This is a genomic window from Ruficoccus amylovorans, assembly GCF_014230085.1.
In the GTDB taxonomy this organism is placed as follows: Bacteria; Verrucomicrobiota; Verrucomicrobiia; order Opitutales; family Cerasicoccaceae; genus Ruficoccus; species Ruficoccus amylovorans.
Map to the genome: position 1 here is coordinate 160,180 of NZ_JACHVB010000035.1, position 17,844 is coordinate 178,023.

The following is a 17,844-nucleotide window of genomic DNA, read 5'->3' on the forward strand; positions in this document are numbered from 1 at the left end:
TGCCCTATGAAACCTCCATGTCCTCCCGGCCCAGCAACCCCGGCCAAAACGCTGACCCTCACTCTGCCCGGCGATGTCAAGATCTGCGTTCGCGCGGACATCCGCCAGATGACGACCTTCGTCCTCCTGGAGCAGGAGGACTGGTTCGAAGACGAGATGGCCTTCGTCCGGCGCCTGGCCAAACCGGGCATGCGGATGCTCGATGTCGGGGCCAATCACGGCGTTTACAGCCTCACGGTAGCCCGTCAGCTCAACGGGGAAGGGCGTATCTGGTCGGTCGAGCCGGCTTCCGAGCCGGGCTCGCTGCTCCAGCAGAGCATCGGGGAGAATGGATTCGGGATGGTGATGAGCTGGGTTCGGGCTGCACTCTCCGACCACGAAGGTGAGGCAACTTTGACTCTGGGGGATTCCAGCGAGTTGAACAGCCTGCAAGGCAATGGCGGCGGACGCCGAACCGAAACGGTGGCGCTGCGAACGTTGGATTCGCTGCTGCCGGATATTGGCGATCAGCCGATCGATTTTATGAAGCTGGATGCCGAGGGTGAGGAGTTACGGGTGCTGGCCGGAGGCCGGGAGTTCTTCGCTCGCCATTCGCCGCTGGTCATGTTCGAGCTGAAGCACTCGTCCACGATCAACTGGGGGCTGATCGATGCCTTCAAGGCTCTCGGGATGACCGTTTATCAATACCTGCCCGGACTCCGGGCGCTCGTCCCGGTGGAGGACGCTCAGACTCTCGACGGGTATGTGCTCAACCTCTTTGCCGCGCGCCCTGAACGTGCCGCGCAGCTCGCCAGAGAGGGACTTCTGTACGAAGGCGACACGGTGGTCGGCCCGCAGGAAGGAGATCGGCCTGACTGGAGCGAACAGCTCCTGGGCAAGCCCTTCGGCCGCCCGATGGCCGCCGCATGGGCCCGGACGCTGAAGGACCGTGCCGCCCTCGCTCTCCACGCGGAGACGCTGGCCCTCGCTCTGGATTTTGAAAACCCGCAGTTCGACCTCGGCTACCGCCTGGAGGCGGGGAGGCGGGCGAAACTGGCTTTTGAGAAGAAATTCGCCGCCGGTCAGGGCACGGTGACGATGGTCGCCACGTACTCGCGGGTGCTTCGGAGCCTCGGCTACCGCACCGGGGCAGTCAACGTGATGGGTGGAAGCCTTGAGCGACTCATGCAGGTGATGCCGGCGGACCTGACTCAGCCGTTTTTGCCCCCGGACCCGGCCAGTGATGTCGCCGTTCCCGCCGGCTCGCTCGAATCCTGGTTCCGCACGCAGTGCCTCCAATTCCTTGAGCGTATTCGTACGCTCTCCAGTTATTTCACGCCGGATACCGGCCTAATGGAAAAGGTCCTGCGCGAAGAGAGCAGGGGGGTGGAGATGGAGCGCCGCTTCGCCCTGCGCTCAGCCCTGTCCGGGCGATCCATCCATGTGCGTCCCGACAGCCGCCTTTTGAAGGTCGGCCCGGAGCACCGTAACGCCGCGAGCTGGGAATGGCTGGCGAAAACGTGGAAGTCCTCCGCGCTGAGAAAAACCTCCGCCGGAACGCCGAGGCCGCCAGCCGCGCCCCGAAGTTTCGAGAGCCTGGCCGAGCTGTTGCCCGCCCCACTGGAAACCGTTCGTGTGGTCGATGTCGGCGCGTGCAGTCACGGCGAAGGCACTGAACCCTATGCTCCGCTCGTGAAGCGCTCCCTGGCGGTTGTGACCGGCTTTGAGCCGAACCCGGAAGAGTGCGCCAAAGTGCAGGCGCTCCACGGTGACGGCCACCGCTTTTTGCCTTACTTTATCGGGGCGGGTGGTCCGGCCACCTACCACGAGACCCACTGGGTACAGACGGGTTCGCTTTATCGGCCGGACGCCGAAATCATCGATGCGTTCGGCTTGCGTGAGCTCGTTCAGCTCAAGCAAACCCATCCCGTTACGACGCACGCGCTCGATGATCTGCCCGATCTCGGTGAGATCGACCTGCTCAAACTCGACATCCAGGGGGGCGAGCTGGACGCTCTGCGGCACGGGGTGCGCGTGCTTTCCGATGTCCTGGTGATTCAGGTTGAGGTCGAGTTTATTCCCCTTTACGAGGGGCAGCCGCTGTTCGCGGACATCGATACTTTCTTGCGTGGGCAGGGTTTTCTCTTGCACACGTTTGTGGATATCGCACCGGGCTATTTCGCCCCGCTTGCTCGTCCGCAAGTCCCCAAAGGCATTACGCAGGCGCTATGGTCGGACGCATTGTACGTTCGCGATTTCCGCCGGTTACGGGGACTGCCGCCAACCCGGTTAAAGAAACTCGCGCTGATCCTTCATGATGTTTATCGCGCTTACAATCTGTGCCACAAAGTCCTCCAGATTCTGGACCAGCGCGAGCCCTTGCCCGGCAGTGCTTCCGCTTACCGGGCGTGGCTGGAGGCAAACGAAGGCCATTGAGCAATAGCCAGCTGGGTAGGTTGGAGGACAGGTGACGTGATGGAAGGGCGAGAGCAGCGCCGCAGGAAACCGCCATGCGCAGTTGCCTATCGCCGAGAATACCTGGGAGGTGGTGATATTTCCTTACTTCTACGCGAAGCACATGCTCGGGCTGCAGGGAAATAGTTACGAACCGATTCGCCTCCTCCGGCGTATCCCGCAACGTTGTGGTTTAATTCCAAGAAATCCTTGAAACTCGCTGTAACCGGCTGGAGTTGACTGCGAAGCAGCGTCTGGAAAAACCTACCGTAACCCGCTCAAATCCTGACATTTAGGCATAAATAAAGCCCTCCCGGGCAGGGAGGGCGAAAAGTGATGGTGGAGCCGATCGGGATCGAACCGACGACCTCTTGCATGCCATGCAAGCGCTCTTCCAACTGAGCTACGGCCCCATCAGAGAAAGCGGATAGGCAAACCATCTGTCCGCCTCTAGTCAACCTTATATGCCGCACTTTTTTGAAAAAAACAGGGCGGGCTTTGGCTAGGTTGTTTTTCCCGTAGGCATGGGCTCTGGGGACTGATGTGGTGCGGTTGTTTGCTCCCGCTGAATATTTGTTGCGAGTGGACGGGCTGGGGAGGGAGACTAATTGTCATCCCGCTTGAAATTTATGGGCGGGTGTTTACACTGCGGCCTGTTTTGCCTGCTACCGTTCAAATCGCTTCGCCCACCGGCACCACGACATCCTGCTGCTGTCATGATGATGCCGCGCCCGGGCTAGGGGTGTCTGACGAGCGTTGGAGCCGGACCTGGCTGAAGGTCGCGATTGCACTTGTTATTGCCGGTCAGGGGATGATTTTCGGGCTCGGCTACAATACCGCCGACCCGCGTCCGGAGTTCGGGACGCCGGTCTACTGGCTGCTCAATGGCGGGCTTTTTCTCTCGGCAGTGGTGGTGATGACCCTGCTTGGACCGCCGCTTTTTGCCGAGACCTGGCAAACGCTTCGCCGGGGGAGATTGACGGTAGAGTCACTCTTTACCCTGACCATGCTCGGGGCTTTTGGCGGGTCGCTGCTGTCCACCCTGACAGGCGAGGGGAACCTCTATTACGAGGTCGTGGCCATCGTGTTGTCTATATATACAATAGGGAAGACGCTGGGCGCCCGCTCACGGCAGCGGGCGCTGGAGGCGGCGCAGCGTCTGCGGACGGATTTCGACCACGCCTGGATCGCGGCCTGCGGGCCGGAAGGCCGTCGCCGGGTGCCGCTGGCGCAATTAAAGCCCGGCCAGCGCGTGCTGGTCGCGCCGGGCGAGCCAGTCACGGTGGACGGCCACATCGTCCGGGGCGGGGGCTATGTGGCCGAGACCGCCATCAACGGCGAGACCGAGCCGGTCCGTCGCGGGGTGGGGCAGGAGGTCTTCGCGGGCAGCTACGCGGTGGACGCGATGCTGGAGATTGAGGCGTACGGGTTGGTCGGGGCGCGCAAGCTCGACGCGATCCTGGCCACGATTGAATCCGCCCGCCTGCGTCCGTCGCGGCTCCAGGCCCAGGCTGACCGCCTGACCCGCTACTTCGTGCCCTTCGTGCTGACCGTGGCGGTGGGGACTTTTCTGGGCTGGTCGGCGTATGTTTCGTGGCAAAAGGCGCTCTTTGACTCGATGGCAGTCCTGCTTGTGGCCTGCCCCTGTGCCCTCGGGCTGGCCACGCCCATTGCGGTCTGGACCGGCCTGATGAATCTGTCCCGGCTCGGGCTGGTCTGTGGCTCGGGTGATTTTCTCGATGTCATGGCGGGGGCGCGGCATCTGGTCTTTGATAAGACCGGCACTCTCTCGGGAGAACGCCTTTCGCTGGCGGCGTTCCGGGTGCTGGGCGGGGCGGACGAGCAACGCCTGCGCGCATTGATTGAAGCGGCCGAGCGGCCCATTCGCCATCCGGTAGCCGAGCCACTCAAGGAGTTGGGCGCGTCGCCGGAATTGGTGGCGGCCTGCGCGGTGGCGGATTCGCAGGTTGTGCCGGGGCTCGGGCTGAAGGCCGTGGTGAACGGGCCGGACGGGAAGGTGCATTCACTGTTAATAGGCACCCTGGAGTTGATGTCCGAGGCCGCGCGCGCGGTCTTTAATAAAGAGGCAGTGGATTTTGAGGCCAAGCGGCTGGTTTTTGTCAGTTGTGATGGACAGGCGGCGGCGATCATCGCGCTGGAGGAAAAGCTTAGGGCCGACGCCGAGGCCATGATCGGGGAGCTGCGCGAGCTCGGCACGGGTCTGGCCATTGTCAGCGGGGACCCGCAGCCGCGCTGGAAAGACCTGGCTGGGGTCACGGTGATGGGAGGGATGTTACCGGAGGCCAAGGTACGCTTTGTGCAGGAGCTGGAAGCTCGCCATGAGCCGGTTATTTTTATCGGAGACGGGGTCAACGACGCTGCCGCCATGGCGGTGAGCTCGGGCGGAATTGCCATGGGCGCGGGGGCGGATTTGACCAAGGCGGCCGCTTCGGCTGTGCTGGCCGGGGAAAGCTTGCGGGCGCTTCCGGCGGCGATCCGCGTCTGCCGTCGTATCCGCCAGGCGGTGCGCGGAAACCTGGTTTTCGCCTTCTCCTACAACGTGCTTGGCATGGGACTGGCGGCGGCGGGCGTCCTGCATCCCGTTGTGGCCGCCCTACTTATGCTTGGGTCGAGCGTTTTTGTTTCGTGGCGGGCGGCCCGTTCGGCCCGTATTGAAGAACCCGCAGCCATGATCGAAATAGATGACAAATAGCATTCGATTTTCTAATGGCCGACAAAACAAATACTTATGAAAAAGCCGAAAAATAAGTTTTATGAATTTGTTCCATTTTTTTCTTTGCTAAAGCAGGGCTTTCACCTTTCATAAGCAGCGTTGAAATGAGGGACACATCAACGACACGTAAGACTTTTCTGAAGGGATTGGGACTTGCCGCACTTGCGACTGCCCTGTTTCCTCGTTCGGGCCTGCAGGCTCGCGAGGAAAAAGGTAACGGTGAGGTGAAACTGCCGATGGCCGCCCACAAGGCGCCAAAGGCCGTATCTCGCGGCAGGACCCGGGCCTGAAGTTCGTTACGGTTGTCATCAGTACGGGACTATGGCCAATATTTACCCCAAGTGGACGAATACGGCGCCCCTTAAAATCGCAGCGTGCGCGTTGCTGGTTCTGGGGACGGTGGTGCTTGGCGTCACCTATTACGCTACACCGAAGTGGACCGAGGTCGGTCATCAGCCGATCCAGCCGGTTGCGTTCAGCCACAACCTTCACGTGAGTCAGATCGGCCTGGACTGCCGCTACTGCCACACCTATGTGGACCGCTCGGAGCACTCGAATGTGCCCGGAGCGAACACCTGCATGAACTGCCACAACCAGGTGCTGGCCAACGACGACCGCCTGGCCCCGGTGCGTGAGAGCTTCGACACTGGCCAGCCGGTGCCGTGGGTCCGTGTTCACGACACGCCGGACTACGTCTATTTCAACCACTCCGTACACGTGAACCGCGGCGTGAGCTGCGTGGAGTGCCACGGGCAGGTCAACGAGATGGAGATCGTCGAGCAGCGCCAGCCGCTGAGCATGGCCTTCTGCCTGGACTGCCACCGCAACCCCGAGAATTTCCTCCGGCCCCCGGATGAGGTCTACAACCTCAACTGGAAGCCCGAAAACACCACTGCCCAGCTTGAAATGGGCGAAAAATTTGTCCACGACTGGAAGGTTCAGCCGCCTGAGAGCTGTTCCGGCTGCCACCGATGAAACGCAAAGTACAGCACCCCGAGCCCACCGCACGCGAACTGGCCGGACCGCGCTACTGGCGCAGCCCGGACGAGCTGGCCGATACGCCCGAGTTCCGCGTGTTGCTGGAGCGTGAATTTCCCGAAGGCGCTTCCGAGACGACCGAAGCCGACCGCCGCACCTTCCTGAAGCTGATGGGGGCGTCCGCCGCCTTCGCCGGCCTCGGGTTGACCGGTTGCCGCCAGCCCACCCAGCACATCCTGCCGTATTCGAAGTCACCGGAGCGCATGGTGCCGGGCGTGCCGATCTTTTACGCCAGCTCACAGCCGGAGGCGCACGGGAACATCCCGCTCGTGGTCGAGACCCACGACGCCCGCCCGACCAAGATCGAGGGCAACCCCAGCTACCTCCCCTACGGCGGTGGCACCACGGGCTACGCCCAGGCGAGCGTGCTTGATCTTTACGACCCGGACCGCCTGCAAAAAAGTCAGGCCAAGGACGGACGCCAGCTCAACAAAGCTTCGGTCGTCACCTCCCTGTCCGAAGTCAACAAGGCTTATATAAAGAACAAGGGCAAGGGGCTGGTCTTCCTGGCTGAGCCGTCCACCTCGCCCAGCCGCGCCAAGCTTGTGGCACAGATCCGCGAGGCCATGCCGGAAGCCGTCTGGGCCGAGTACGAGGCCGTCGATACGGAAAACCCGGCTCGCGCGCTCAAGGATATTTCCGGCAAAAACCTGCGCCCGGTTTACGATCTTTCTAAAGCCAAGCGCGTGCTGGCGCTGGATTCCGACTTTCTCGGCTCCGAGCCCGGCCACCTTGGCAACTCCCGCGGTTTCGCCAAGGGCCGCAAGGTCAAGACCAAGGACGAGGCCGAGAAAATGAGCCGCCTCTACGCGGTGGAGTCGAACTTCACCGTCACCGGCGGCCAGGCTGACCACCGCCTGCGTGCCGCCACCAGCCAGATGCCCGCCATCACGGCGCTCATTCTGGCCGAAGTGCTTACGCAAACCGACGGCGCCAACGATATTGCCAGCTCCCTGCGTGAGCAGGCCGCCGGGGTCGAAGTTGACCCGGCCTGGATCTCCGAGTGCGTGAAGGACCTGGTGGCCGCTTCCGCCGGGCATCAGTCGCTCGTCGTGGCCGGTTCACACCTGCCGGTGGGCGTTCACGCCATGGTGGCCGCGATCAACGAATTGCTCAAGGCCTCCGGCCACACCGTCAACTACGTCGAACTGCCCGCGCAGGAAGATGTGGCCGACATCAAGCAAGTGGCCGACCTGCTCAACGCGGGCGAAGTCAAGACGCTGGTCATTCTCGGCGGCAACCCCGCCTACGACGCCCCGGCCGACCTCGATTGGCCCACGCTCCAGCAAAAGGCGGGCAAGGTCGTCCGCTACGGCTATTATGCCGACGAGACTTCGGAGCTGGCCGACCTGACGGTGGCCGCTGCCCATTATCTCGAAAGCTGGGGTGACGGGCGCACGCTGGATGGCGTTTACGTGCCGGTCCAGCCGATGATCTTGCCGCTCTTTGACGGCTTCAGCGAACTCGAGATACTCGAAATCGTCGCCACCGGCCAGAGCACGGGCGATCAGGGCTATGGGCGCGTACGCAAGGCTTTTTCAGAGCTTTCCGGCAAGACGGACGACGTTTCTTTCAACGCCTGGTTGACCGAGGGCGTGCTCAAGGACAGCGCGTTCAAGACCGCCAAGCTCCCCGCCTCAGAAAAACTCTGGGTCGCCGTCGGCACCGCCGCCAGCGGCGGCAAGCTCAAGGCCCCGGTCCTGAGCGCCGAGTCGCTCGAAGTCCGCATCGTTCCCAGCTCGCACTTCTACGACGGCCGTTACAACAACAACGGCTGGCTGGCGGAAGCGCCGGACCCGATGACGAAGCTGACCTGGGACAACACGATTTCCATCAGCCCGAAGCTGGCCAAGCACCTCGGCGTCACGCCGAAGCCGATCACGATGGACAAGATCGGCCAGCTTCACATGGACGCCAACCAGTTCAAGCGCGGCCAGGAGCAGGCTCCCGTCGCCACGCTGAGCGTCGGCGGCAAGAAAATTACCGGCCCGATCCACATCCAGCCCGGACTGGCTGACTACACCGTCGTCATTGCGCTCGGCTTTGGCCGCCGCAAGACGGGCCGCGTCGGCACCCGCCTGCCGGATTATCCCGGTTTCGGCCCCGGTATCGGCTTCGACGCCTACCCGCTGACCACGCTGGCCTCCCGCGCGCTCGCGCTGGGCGGCATCATCGGCGTGACTGGAGAGATTTACCCGCTGGCCAATACCCAGCAGCACTGGTCGATGGAAGGCCGCGCCATTCTGCGCGAAGGCACCGCCGACGAGTTCGCCCACGACCCGAAGTTCGTCAGCCGCATGGGGGCCGAGGCGCACTCGCCGCCCGTTCTGGGGAACGCCCGCAAGGACCCGCTGGCCGAGGTGGTTCGCGAAATCCCGCGCGGCGGCTCCATGTACAAGACGCCGGAGTTCAAGGCCGAACAGCAGTGGGGGATGAGCATCGACCTCAACTCCTGCACCGGCTGCAACGCTTGCGTTATTGCCTGCCAGAGCGAAAACAACATTCCGATTGTCGGCAAGGATCAGGTCCTGCGTGGCCGTGAACTTCACTGGCTGCGCCTTGACCGTTACTACTCGGTCGAGCCGGACTACCCGACGACCGAAATCCCCGAGGACCCACAGGTTTCCTTCATGGGCGTGGCCTGCCAGCACTGCGAACTAGCTCCCTGCGAAAGCGTCTGCCCGGTCAACGCGACCGTCCACGACGAGCAGGGGCTCAACGTCATGGCCTACAACCGCTGCGTGGGGACGCGCTATTGCGCGAACAACTGCCCGTACAAGGTCCGCCGGTTCAACTTCTTTGATTACAACAAGCGCGAGCGCGGCGAGCTCTACAAGGGCCCGCTCGGGACCGACCGCAACAAGACGGAAGCCTCCCAGCTCACCCGCATGCAGAAGAACCCGAACGTCACCGTCCGCATGCGCGGGGTGATGGAAAAGTGCACTTACTGCGTGCAGCGCATCGAGCAGGCCAAGATCGACCAGAAGGTCAAAGCCGGTGCCAGCCCGAATGTCAAGGTGCCCGACGGCACGATCAAGGTTGCCTGCCAGCAGGTTTGCCCGACCGAGGCGATTGTCTTCGGCGACGTGGCCGACCCGAACTCCGAGGTTTCCAAGATCAAGACAGAGAACGACCGCAACTACTCGGTCCTGGGCTACCTGAACGTGCGTCCGCGCACCACCTACCTGGCCCGTCTGCGTAACCCGAACCCGGCCATGCCCGACGCCTATAAGCAGCCGCTCAGCCGCGCTGACTACGAGGCGCGCTACGGCCACGGCGGCGGTCACCATGACGAGGGGCACGGCTCCGCGCACGGCGACTCGCACGACACGCTCCCGACCGGCCATGACACCGCCGGGGTGGCAGCCCCGCAGGGCGCTTCCGGTGGCCACGGTGCCGCCGAGCCTCCCGCGCACCATTGATCTATCGACTGTAAGGAACCTCACACTTTGAAACTCTCAAACTTCTAGGAATGGCCGAAATCTCACCAGACATGTCCTTTGCCGCCACCGACGCGGCCTCGCGCGAGCAGTTGCTCGCCAAGGTCAAGCCGGTGGACGTGCCGCGGAAGGAGCTTGTCACCGGCGACAAGGACTTCCACTGGGTCACGGAAAAGATCTGCGGCATCCCCGAAAGCAAGACCCCCCGCTGGTGGTGGGTGTGCTTCTGTGTCGCGGGCTGTATGGCCACCTTCACGCTCTTCGGCTTGGTCTGGCTGGTCTCAACCGGCGTCGGTGTCTGGGGCCTGGCCAACCCGATCAACTGGGGGTGGGCCATCGTGAACTTCGTGTTCTGGATCGGTATCGGCCACGCCGGGACGCTTATTTCCGCCATTCTATGCCTCTTGCGCCAGAAGTGGCGCGTGTCCATTAACCGGGCGGCTGAGGCGATGACGATTTTCGCCGTGGTTTGCGCGGGTATCTTCCCGCTTTTCCACGTCGGCCGCGTGTGGTTCGCCTGGTGGCTGTTCCCGCTGCCGAACGCGAACTGGATCTGGCCGCAGTTCCGCTCCCCGCTGGAGTGGGACGTGTTCGCGGTCTCGACCTACGGGACGGTTTCGGTGCTGTTCTGGTACATGGGGCTGATCCCCGACCTGGGCACGATGCGCGACCGCGCCTTCAAGGCCGGCAAACTGATCAAAGCCTGGGCCTACGGCGCTTTCGCCATGGGCTGGCGGCAGAGCAACCGCCACTGGAGCAACTACGAAATGGCCTACCTGCTGCTCGCCGGTCTGTCCACCCCGCTGGTGCTCTCCGTGCACACGATCGTGTCGTTCGACTTCGCCGCCTCGCAGTTACCGGGCTGGCACACGACGATTTTCCCGCCGTACTTTGTGGCCGGGGCCATTTTCTCCGGTTTCGGCATGGTGCTGACCCTGATGCTGCCGCTGCGGGCGCTCTTCGGGCTGCACAACCTGATTACGCAGTACCACATCGACTGCATGTGTAAGATCATCCTGGCGACCGGCTCGATGGTCGGCTACGCCTACATGATGGAGTTCTTCATCGCCTGGTACGGCGCGAACCCCTACGAAGGCTTCGCCTTCATCAACCGCGCACTCGGCCAGTACGCTTGGAGCTACTACATCATGGTCGGGTGCAACGTCATCACCCCGCACCTGTTCTGGTTCAAGAAAGTCCGCGAAAACACCGCCCTGGTGTGGATCATCTGCGGCTTCGTCAACGTCGGGATGTGGTTCGAGCGCTTCGTCATCACCGTCACCTCGCTGGCGAACGACTTCCTGCCGTCGAGCTGGGGCTACTACTCGCCGACGATCATCGACATCTTTACTTTCTTCGGCACCTTCGGGCTGTTCTCCGTGCTGTTCCTGCTGTTCATCCGCTTCCTGCCCATGATGCCGATGGGTGAAATCAAGGCCGTGATGAAGGCGGGCGACGCCCACGGGCACGGCACCGGCACGCAGGCCGTTCCGCACTCAACCACCGGGGGAGGGCACCACTAATGTCAGAGCACAAGCGCGACACTTACGGTATCCTGGCCGAGTTCACCGAGACGCCCGCCTTTTACGAGGCCGTGGGCAAGGTGAAGGATGCCGGTTACAAGAAATTCGACTGCTTCACGCCGTTCCCGGTTCACGGGCTGGATGGCCAGATGGGCATTGGCCGCTCGAAGGTTCCGATCTTCACCGCCATCGGCGGGGTGACCGGTTTCTGCACCGGGATGCTCATCACCTGGTACATGAACGGCTTCAACTACCCGCTGATCGTCGGCGGCAAGCCGTTCTGGAGCCCGATTTTCCCGTTCCCGATCATGTACGAGCTGACTATCCTGCTGGCCGCCTTCGGCACGCTCTTCGGGATGTTCGCGACCAACCTGCTGCCGCGCCACAACCACCCGGTCTTCGAGTACGAGGACTACATCAAGTGCGGCGACGACACCTTCTTTCTCGTGATTGAAAAAGCTGATCCCAAGTTCGACCTTGAGCAAACGCTCGCCTTTGTCGAAAGCCTCGGGAGCACCAAAGTGGAGGTCTTGAAAGCCTGATATGCGCTACTTCTTCGCCATATGGATTTTCTCGATCGTGGCCGTGGTCTCGATCCTGGGCTTTCGCGGGGACAAAAGTACCCGCAACCCGATCTATGTCTTTCCGGACATGGATTGGCAGGCCAAGTATCTGCCCCAGGGCCAGAACGAGTTCTTCGCCGACGGTCGCAACGACCGTCCCGTCATCCCCGGTACCGCTGGTCGTGGTTATGGCTGGGACATTAAAGAGGTCTTCAGCCCCGACTACACCGACCCGGTCAGCCTGAACCCGACCCTGTACTCCGGCAAGGATGCGGACGGCCAATGGCATCGCGGTTTCCCGATTGAGGTGACGGACGAGGTCATGCACCTGGGCCAGCAGAAGTTCACCATCTTCTGCGCCGTCTGTCACGGTGCCGGCGGTGATGGTAACGGCATCACCAAGCAGTTTGGTATGGCCGCCACCCCGACTTACCACGACGACCGCATCCGCGGCATGGCCGAAGGGGAAATCTTTAACACCATTACGCACGGCAAGAACCTGATGGGCGCCTACGGCATGAAGCTGCGCCCCGAGGAGCGCTGGGCCGTCATCGCCTACGTGCGCGCTCTCCAGCTCTCCCACCAGGTCAGCATCGAGGACGTGCCCGAACAATTTAAACCGGAGCTTGGATTGTAATATGAGCAGTAACGCCGCAACAGCATCCGTGCCTGCCGCGGCGGCCGCTTCTGGCGGTCGCAAGCCTCTGGCTACGATTTTCCTTATCATCGGTATTCTCGGCCTGGTCGTCGCCCTGGTGGGCATGGTCATGGGCCTGAGTGAGGACACCCCCAACGGCCGTCCCGTGATGAGCTGGCTGGTGGGCTACACCTTCTGGTTCGGCATGCTTATCGGCATGCTCCTGCTGGTGCAGATTTCCTACATCTTCGATGCGGGCTGGTCCACCATCATCCGCCGCCAGTTGGAGCACTTCCTGGCCGCGTTCCCGTGGATGTTCCTGCTGTTGATCCCGATGGTTGCGCTGCCCTTCTTCGTCGGGGACAACCCCGGCGCGCTGTGGAAGTGGATGAACCTCGACAACATCCTGCCCGGTGCCCATCCGGTGCGGGTGGGGGATGACCCGCTCTACCTGCACAAGGCCGGGCTGCTCAACCTACCGTTCTTTATCGTGCGGCTGTGCATCTACTTCGCGATTTTCTGCGGGCTGTCCCGTGTCCTGCGCAAGCACTCCTTCACCAACGACCTGCATCCGGACCCGAAGCACTACATCGCCTGCCGCAAGTGGTCGGGCGCGGGTCTGTTCCTGACGCCGATGGCGCTGACTTTCGCGGCTTTCGACCTGCTGATGAGCCTGAGTTACCACTGGTTTTCGACCATGTACGGGGTGTGGTTCTTCGCCGTGTCGATGCGCATCGCGCTGGCCGTGATCGTAATCACGCTATACTTCCTGAGCACCCGGGGCCGCCTCAAGGGCATTCTCAATGAGAGCCACTTCTACATGCTCGGGTGTATCTTCCTGGCCTTCACGATCTTCTGGGCCTACATCAGCTTCTCGCAGTTCTTCCTGATCTACAACGCGAACATCCCGGAAGAAACCTTCTGGTACAACATGCGCCAGCTCAACGCGGATGGCACCTACAACCAGTGGTGGTGGGTCGGCCTGAGCCTGATCTTCTGCATGTTCCTGTTCCCGTTCCTGTTCCTGCTGCGTTACAAGAACAAGGTCATCCCGCGTAACATGGTCTTCATCAGCGTGTGGATCCTGGTCTTTGCGGTGGTGGACTTGTACTTTAACATCGTCCCGACGGCCAAGCCCGCGGATAACATCCTCGGCTTTTACGTCACGCCCTTCCTGAGCGGTTACATGTTCTTCGACCTGGCCGCGCTGATCGGCGTCGGCGGGATCGTCCTGTGGGCCGCCCTGCGTAGCATGGCCACGACCTATCCCATTCCTATCCACGACCCGCGCATCCGCGAGTCCATCGCCAGCGTTCAGTAATCATGTCCAACACGGCACCGGAAACCAGCCACTCCAACTACCTGTTCTCCATCTTCGGGGCACTGGGGAGCATGCTGCTGTTCTTCATCATCATCCTGATCGCGTATGTGTACATGCAGCGGCCTTCGCCCGTCGATCAGCAGACGATTGACAACCGCCTGGCCAAGTTCGCCGACGTCACCGCCAAGGAGACGGCGCTGACCACGCAGTACGCCTGGGTGAACCAGAAGGAAGGCATCGTGCGTGTCCCGGTTGACTTGGCGATGCAGCTCGCGGTGAAGGAAATCGCCGCCAAGCCCGACGGTATTTTCCCCCCGGCTGAGGCCACTCCTCCCGCGCCCGCCTCCGATGACAAGGCGTCCGCCGACGCTGAGCAGGCATCCGCCGACGCAGGCTCGAGCGACGAGAAACCCGCCGATGAGTCCAAGTCCGCCGCCGAGGAAACCTCCGGGGATAAACCGGCTGCTGACACGGCCGCCCAGAGCGCGTCCGGGGAGGGCGCCCAGGAGGCCAAGTAAAAATGCAGCAGTGGAGCGGTTATCTGATCTTTATCGCGGCGCTGGGGTGCGTATTTTTCTTCACTGCGGTCGGAGCCCTGTACTGGGCGGTTCGGCACGGTGAGTTTAAAAAGCTGGAAAAAACCTCGCGACAGATTTTCGATGAGGAGGAGCCCGAAGGCGTCCACACGGACTACTTCCCCGGCGAAGCCGAGAAAATGCGCCGCAAACTCGCCAGCAGCCGCAAGCCAAAGGCCAAAAAGACCGGCCAATCCAACGCCCCCCGCCTGAACGCCTGACCGCTTCGGATCACAGCCCAATGAGCCCGCTATTATCCTTTTTCACCTCCATCGACCCCCGGCCCAAAACCGGGGTGCCGCTCAAGGTGCAGTTGAGTGAGATCGACCGCGAGATGCGCGTGCCGGTCGTGCTCTTTGTCACCTCGGCCATTCTTTGGCTCCAGGTCGGGACGATCTTCGCCATGATCGCCTCGATCAAGCTGCACAACCCGGAGTTCCTTCAGGGCTTTGAGTGGTTGACCTTCGGGCGCGCCCGCTCGGCCCACCTCAACGCCATGGCCTTTGGCTGGGGCAACAACGCGATTTTCGCCGTTGCCCTGTGGATCATGGCGCGGCTGAGCAAGGTCTCCGTCAAACACGGGGGCATTCTCGTGGTGGCGGGAGCTTTCTGGAATATTGGAGTTACAGCCGGGATCGTCGGCATCCTGACCGGCGGGTTGACCTCGGTTGAGTGGCTGGAAATGCCGCCACAGGTGGCTCCGCTGCTGGGGATTTCCTACGTGCTGGTCGCGGTCTGGGGCGTAATCATGTTCCGCTTCCGCGCGATGGGGCATGTCTATGTTTCCCAGTGGTACATCCTCGGGGCGCTGTTTTGGTTCCCTTGGCTCTACATCATCGCCCAGACCCTGATCTTGTGGGTGCCCGCGCGCGGCACGGTCCAGGCCATCACCAACTGGTGGTTCGGGCACAACGTGCTCGGTCTGTGGCTGACCCCGATGGGGCTCGGCGCGATCTACTATTTTCTGCCCAAAGTGCTGGGGCGTCCGATCCACAGCTATTACCTGTCGGTACTCGGTTTCTGGTCGCTGGCGCTGTTTTACAACTGGGCCGGTGTCCACCACCTGATCGGCGGGCCGATTCCGGTCTGGCTCGTCTCGGCAGGTATCGTAGGCAGCATTATGATGGTCATCCCCGTTGTGGTCACGGCCATCAATCACCATATGACCGCCGCTGGTAACTGGCGTGCCGTCTGGTGCAGCCCGACGCTGCGGTTCATCGTGTTTGGCGGCATGTCGTACACATTGGCCTCGCTGGCCGGTTCGGCCATGGCCCTGCGCGACGTGAACGTCATCACGCACTTCACGCAGTTCACGATCGGGCACGCCCACCACGGGGTATACGCTTTCTTCACCATGACGATGTTTGGCGGTATTTACTTTATGATGCCCCGCATCCTCAACCGCGAATGGCCCTCGGCCGCGCTCATCCGCACGCACTTCTGGTGCGCGGCGATTGGCATCACCATCATGATGGTCGCGCTGCACGTGGGCGGTTGGATTCAGGGCGAAATGATGATCGCTCTCGACGCCGACGGGAACCCCAAGTACGCCTTCCTCGAAATCGTGGCCATGCTCGTGCCGTGGCTGTTCTCGCGTTCGGTCTCGGGGATGCTCCTGGCCATCGGTCACCTGGCGTTTCTGGTGAACTTCTTCTGGATGCTGGCTGGCCGCCGTTCGGCCAAGTCTCAGGAGGGGCCGACCCTCCTGCTTAAGGAAAATGAGGAGGAGGTTCGCTAAATGAAAAACCTGCCACTCCTTTTCACCGGGATCTTCTTCTGCCTGGCCTTTTCCTTCAGCGGGCTGATCCTGAGTAGCCTCATTCAGTACGGGCACCTGGAGCCCGTCACCGAGTTTGTCAACCATCCCGACAGCGGAGAACAGATCCCCGGCGCTTTCGTCGAAATCGGCGGCCACTGGGTCGAGGGCGTCAATCAGCCCGACGAGCAGACCTTCCCGATCCCGAGCGTGGGCCTGGCCCAGCAGGGCAAGCAAATCTACATCGAGATGGGCTGTCTGTACTGCCATTCGCAGCAGGTGCGCCGGAAGGGCTTCGGGGCCGACTTCGAGCGCGGCTGGGGCGAGCGCCAAACGGTTCCCCGCGACTACATCCTCCAGGAGCGCGTGCTGCTGGGCACCAGCCGCACCGGCCCGGACCTCATGTCCATCGGAATGCGTCAGCCCAGCGCGGAATGGCACAACCTGCACCTGTTTAATCCGCAGATCACCTCGCCCGGTTCAATCATGCCGCCGTTTCGTTTCCTGTACCGCACACAGAAGATCGGCGACACACCCTCGCCGGACGCGCTCAAGATCCCCGACGAGTTTCCCGACGACCAGCCGCCGCCCGGCTACGAGATTGTCCCGACCGACCGTGGCAAAGCACTTGTCGCTTACATGCTGAGTCTTAAACTCAACTACGAACTTCCCGAATCCCGTTTCTCCCAATAGCCGTCCATGAGCGACCTGGAAAAATCTTTATCCCATCCTGATGACCCGGCCAGCAAGCCCGGGCACGTGCAGCATGAGGCGGCCGCTTACGGAGACGAGGAAATCGTGCACGTCCACAAGCAGCTTGAGCGCGAGAACGGCGAGCCCGAAGAAGGCTTCACGCCCGTGCCGATGGTGCTCATGGTCTGCTTTGGCCTGCTGTTTTTCTGGGCCGGCATGTACTTCAACAAGTACAACGGCGATTTCCGCCCTGACGTATTCAACCCGGACTGGACCCCCGGCGGTGGTGGTGAACAGGCCGAAGTGGCCTTTGACCCGATCAAGCGTGGCGACCGGCTTTTCCGCAATAATTGCGCTGCCTGCCACCAGGCCGATGGCAAGGGCGTTCCGGGGGCCTTCCCCCCGCTGGACGGCTCCCCTTGGGTAGTCGGTGCTCCTGAGCGCTTTGTAAAGATTGTCATGCGGGGCCTGCAAGGACCGGTTGAAGTCAATGGCAACACCTATAACGGTAATATGCCCTCGTACGGCGAGAACGGTCTCGACTGGAGCGACCAGGACATTGCCGCGATCACGACTTACGTGCGCCAGTCCTGGAGCAACGAGGCCCCTGCTGTAGCCGAGGAACTCGTGGCTGAAGTCCGCTCATCCATTGCAGACAAGTCCGGAGCCTGGAGCTCGCAGGAACTTCTCGACATGCACCCGATGGAATAAGGGCCGAACGGTCCGCTTGTTGGGCTCAGGCAGTCGATGTCTCCAAGTTGTCTCTGGTCGCCTCATGTGACCAGAGTTTGGCTCTTTTGCGTTTCCTCAGCTCGACAACTCTAAGATTGGTCTCGCTCCGGCAGTTGAATAACGACCTTAAAACCTGTCTGAGCTGTTGCCTTCCGTAGCTTGAAGGCATGGCCTGGAGATTTGCTTTGGCCTTTGGAAATCGTCGTACTCGTGAGCTTAGACATTGCAGTTTAGGGGATTACGCAATTGGGCGAATATGTGTCTTTCTCTGACACGCGTTTGAACGAATTAGCGTTAAAATGCTCACTTTTGATCCTGATTTGAGCTTGGCGTGTCAATGTAGGGTATGATTTTCCCGCCGGACGGGATTGAATAGCTAATTCAGGATTTTGTTGAGTA

General features: G+C 61.7%; 13 protein-coding genes and 1 tRNA gene. 13 read left to right on the plus strand and 1 reads right to left on the minus strand.

The window, feature by feature from the left end:
- The first annotated feature begins 6 nt into the window (after positions 1-6).
- Entirely contained in the window at positions 7-2,415 is a 2,409-nt protein-coding gene (locus tag H5P28_RS12330; protein WP_185676011.1) for an FkbM family methyltransferase, read from the plus strand.
- Between the two features lie 355 nt (positions 2,416-2,770).
- On the opposite strand, the gene H5P28_RS12335 is transcribed toward H5P28_RS12330, so the two are convergent.
- Positions 2,771-2,846 (minus strand) — tRNA-Ala (locus H5P28_RS12335).
- Between the two features lie 245 nt (positions 2,847-3,091).
- Here H5P28_RS12335 and H5P28_RS12340 point away from each other — a divergent pair.
- From H5P28_RS12340 to H5P28_RS12395, 12 genes are all read left to right on the plus strand, one after another.
- Positions 3,092-5,146: a heavy metal translocating P-type ATPase gene (locus tag H5P28_RS12340; RefSeq protein ID WP_185676012.1), complete on the plus strand. Its 2,055-nt coding sequence runs from the start codon at positions 3,092-3,094 to the stop codon at positions 5,144-5,146.
- Positions 5,147-5,488: 342 nt separating this feature from the next.
- On the plus strand, positions 5,489-6,142 hold the full coding sequence (locus H5P28_RS12345) for a cytochrome c3 family protein (protein WP_185676013.1): 654 nt from the start codon (positions 5,489-5,491) through the stop codon (positions 6,140-6,142).
- Positions 6,139-9,627 (plus strand): TAT-variant-translocated molybdopterin oxidoreductase, encoded by a 3,489-nt coding sequence (locus tag H5P28_RS12350; protein ID WP_185676014.1) that lies wholly within the window; start codon positions 6,139-6,141, stop codon positions 9,625-9,627. Before H5P28_RS12345 ends, H5P28_RS12350 begins: the two co-directional genes overlap by 4 nt.
- Before the next feature lie 50 nt (positions 9,628-9,677).
- Complete coding sequence (gene nrfD, locus H5P28_RS12355; protein ID WP_221773418.1) at positions 9,678-11,168, plus strand: NrfD/PsrC family molybdoenzyme membrane anchor subunit; 1,491 nt, start codon at positions 9,678-9,680, stop codon at positions 11,166-11,168.
- Positions 11,168-11,710, plus strand: a complete 543-nt coding sequence (locus H5P28_RS12360; RefSeq protein ID WP_185676015.1) for a DUF3341 domain-containing protein — start codon at positions 11,168-11,170, stop codon at positions 11,708-11,710. Before nrfD ends, H5P28_RS12360 begins: the two co-directional genes overlap by 1 nt.
- A 1-nt stretch (position 11,711) precedes the next feature.
- Complete coding sequence (locus H5P28_RS12365; protein WP_185676016.1) at positions 11,712-12,368, plus strand: c-type cytochrome; 657 nt, start codon at positions 11,712-11,714, stop codon at positions 12,366-12,368.
- Between the two features lies 1 nt (position 12,369).
- Positions 12,370-13,689, plus strand: coding sequence for a hypothetical protein (locus H5P28_RS12370; protein ID WP_185676017.1), 1,320 nt, complete (start codon positions 12,370-12,372; stop codon positions 13,687-13,689).
- Positions 13,690-13,691: 2 nt separating this feature from the next.
- Positions 13,692-14,207 (plus strand): hypothetical protein, encoded by a 516-nt coding sequence (locus H5P28_RS12375; RefSeq protein ID WP_185676018.1) that lies wholly within the window; start codon positions 13,692-13,694, stop codon positions 14,205-14,207.
- A 2-nt stretch (positions 14,208-14,209) separates the two neighbouring features.
- Positions 14,210-14,485: a cbb3-type cytochrome oxidase assembly protein gene (locus H5P28_RS12380; protein ID WP_185676019.1), complete on the plus strand. Its 276-nt coding sequence runs from the start codon at positions 14,210-14,212 to the stop codon at positions 14,483-14,485.
- Positions 14,486-14,505: 20 nt separating this feature from the next.
- Complete coding sequence (locus H5P28_RS12385; RefSeq protein WP_185676020.1) at positions 14,506-16,002, plus strand: cbb3-type cytochrome c oxidase subunit I; 1,497 nt, start codon at positions 14,506-14,508, stop codon at positions 16,000-16,002.
- The gene (locus tag H5P28_RS12390; RefSeq protein ID WP_185676021.1) at positions 16,003-16,713 is read left to right on the plus strand and encodes a cbb3-type cytochrome c oxidase subunit II; all 711 of its coding nucleotides are present in this window, start codon (positions 16,003-16,005) and stop codon (positions 16,711-16,713) included. It begins immediately after the preceding gene.
- A 6-nt stretch (positions 16,714-16,719) separates the two neighbouring features.
- Complete coding sequence (locus tag H5P28_RS12395; protein WP_185676022.1) at positions 16,720-17,424, plus strand: c-type cytochrome; 705 nt, start codon at positions 16,720-16,722, stop codon at positions 17,422-17,424.
- The last annotated feature ends 420 nt before the right edge of the window (positions 17,425-17,844 follow it).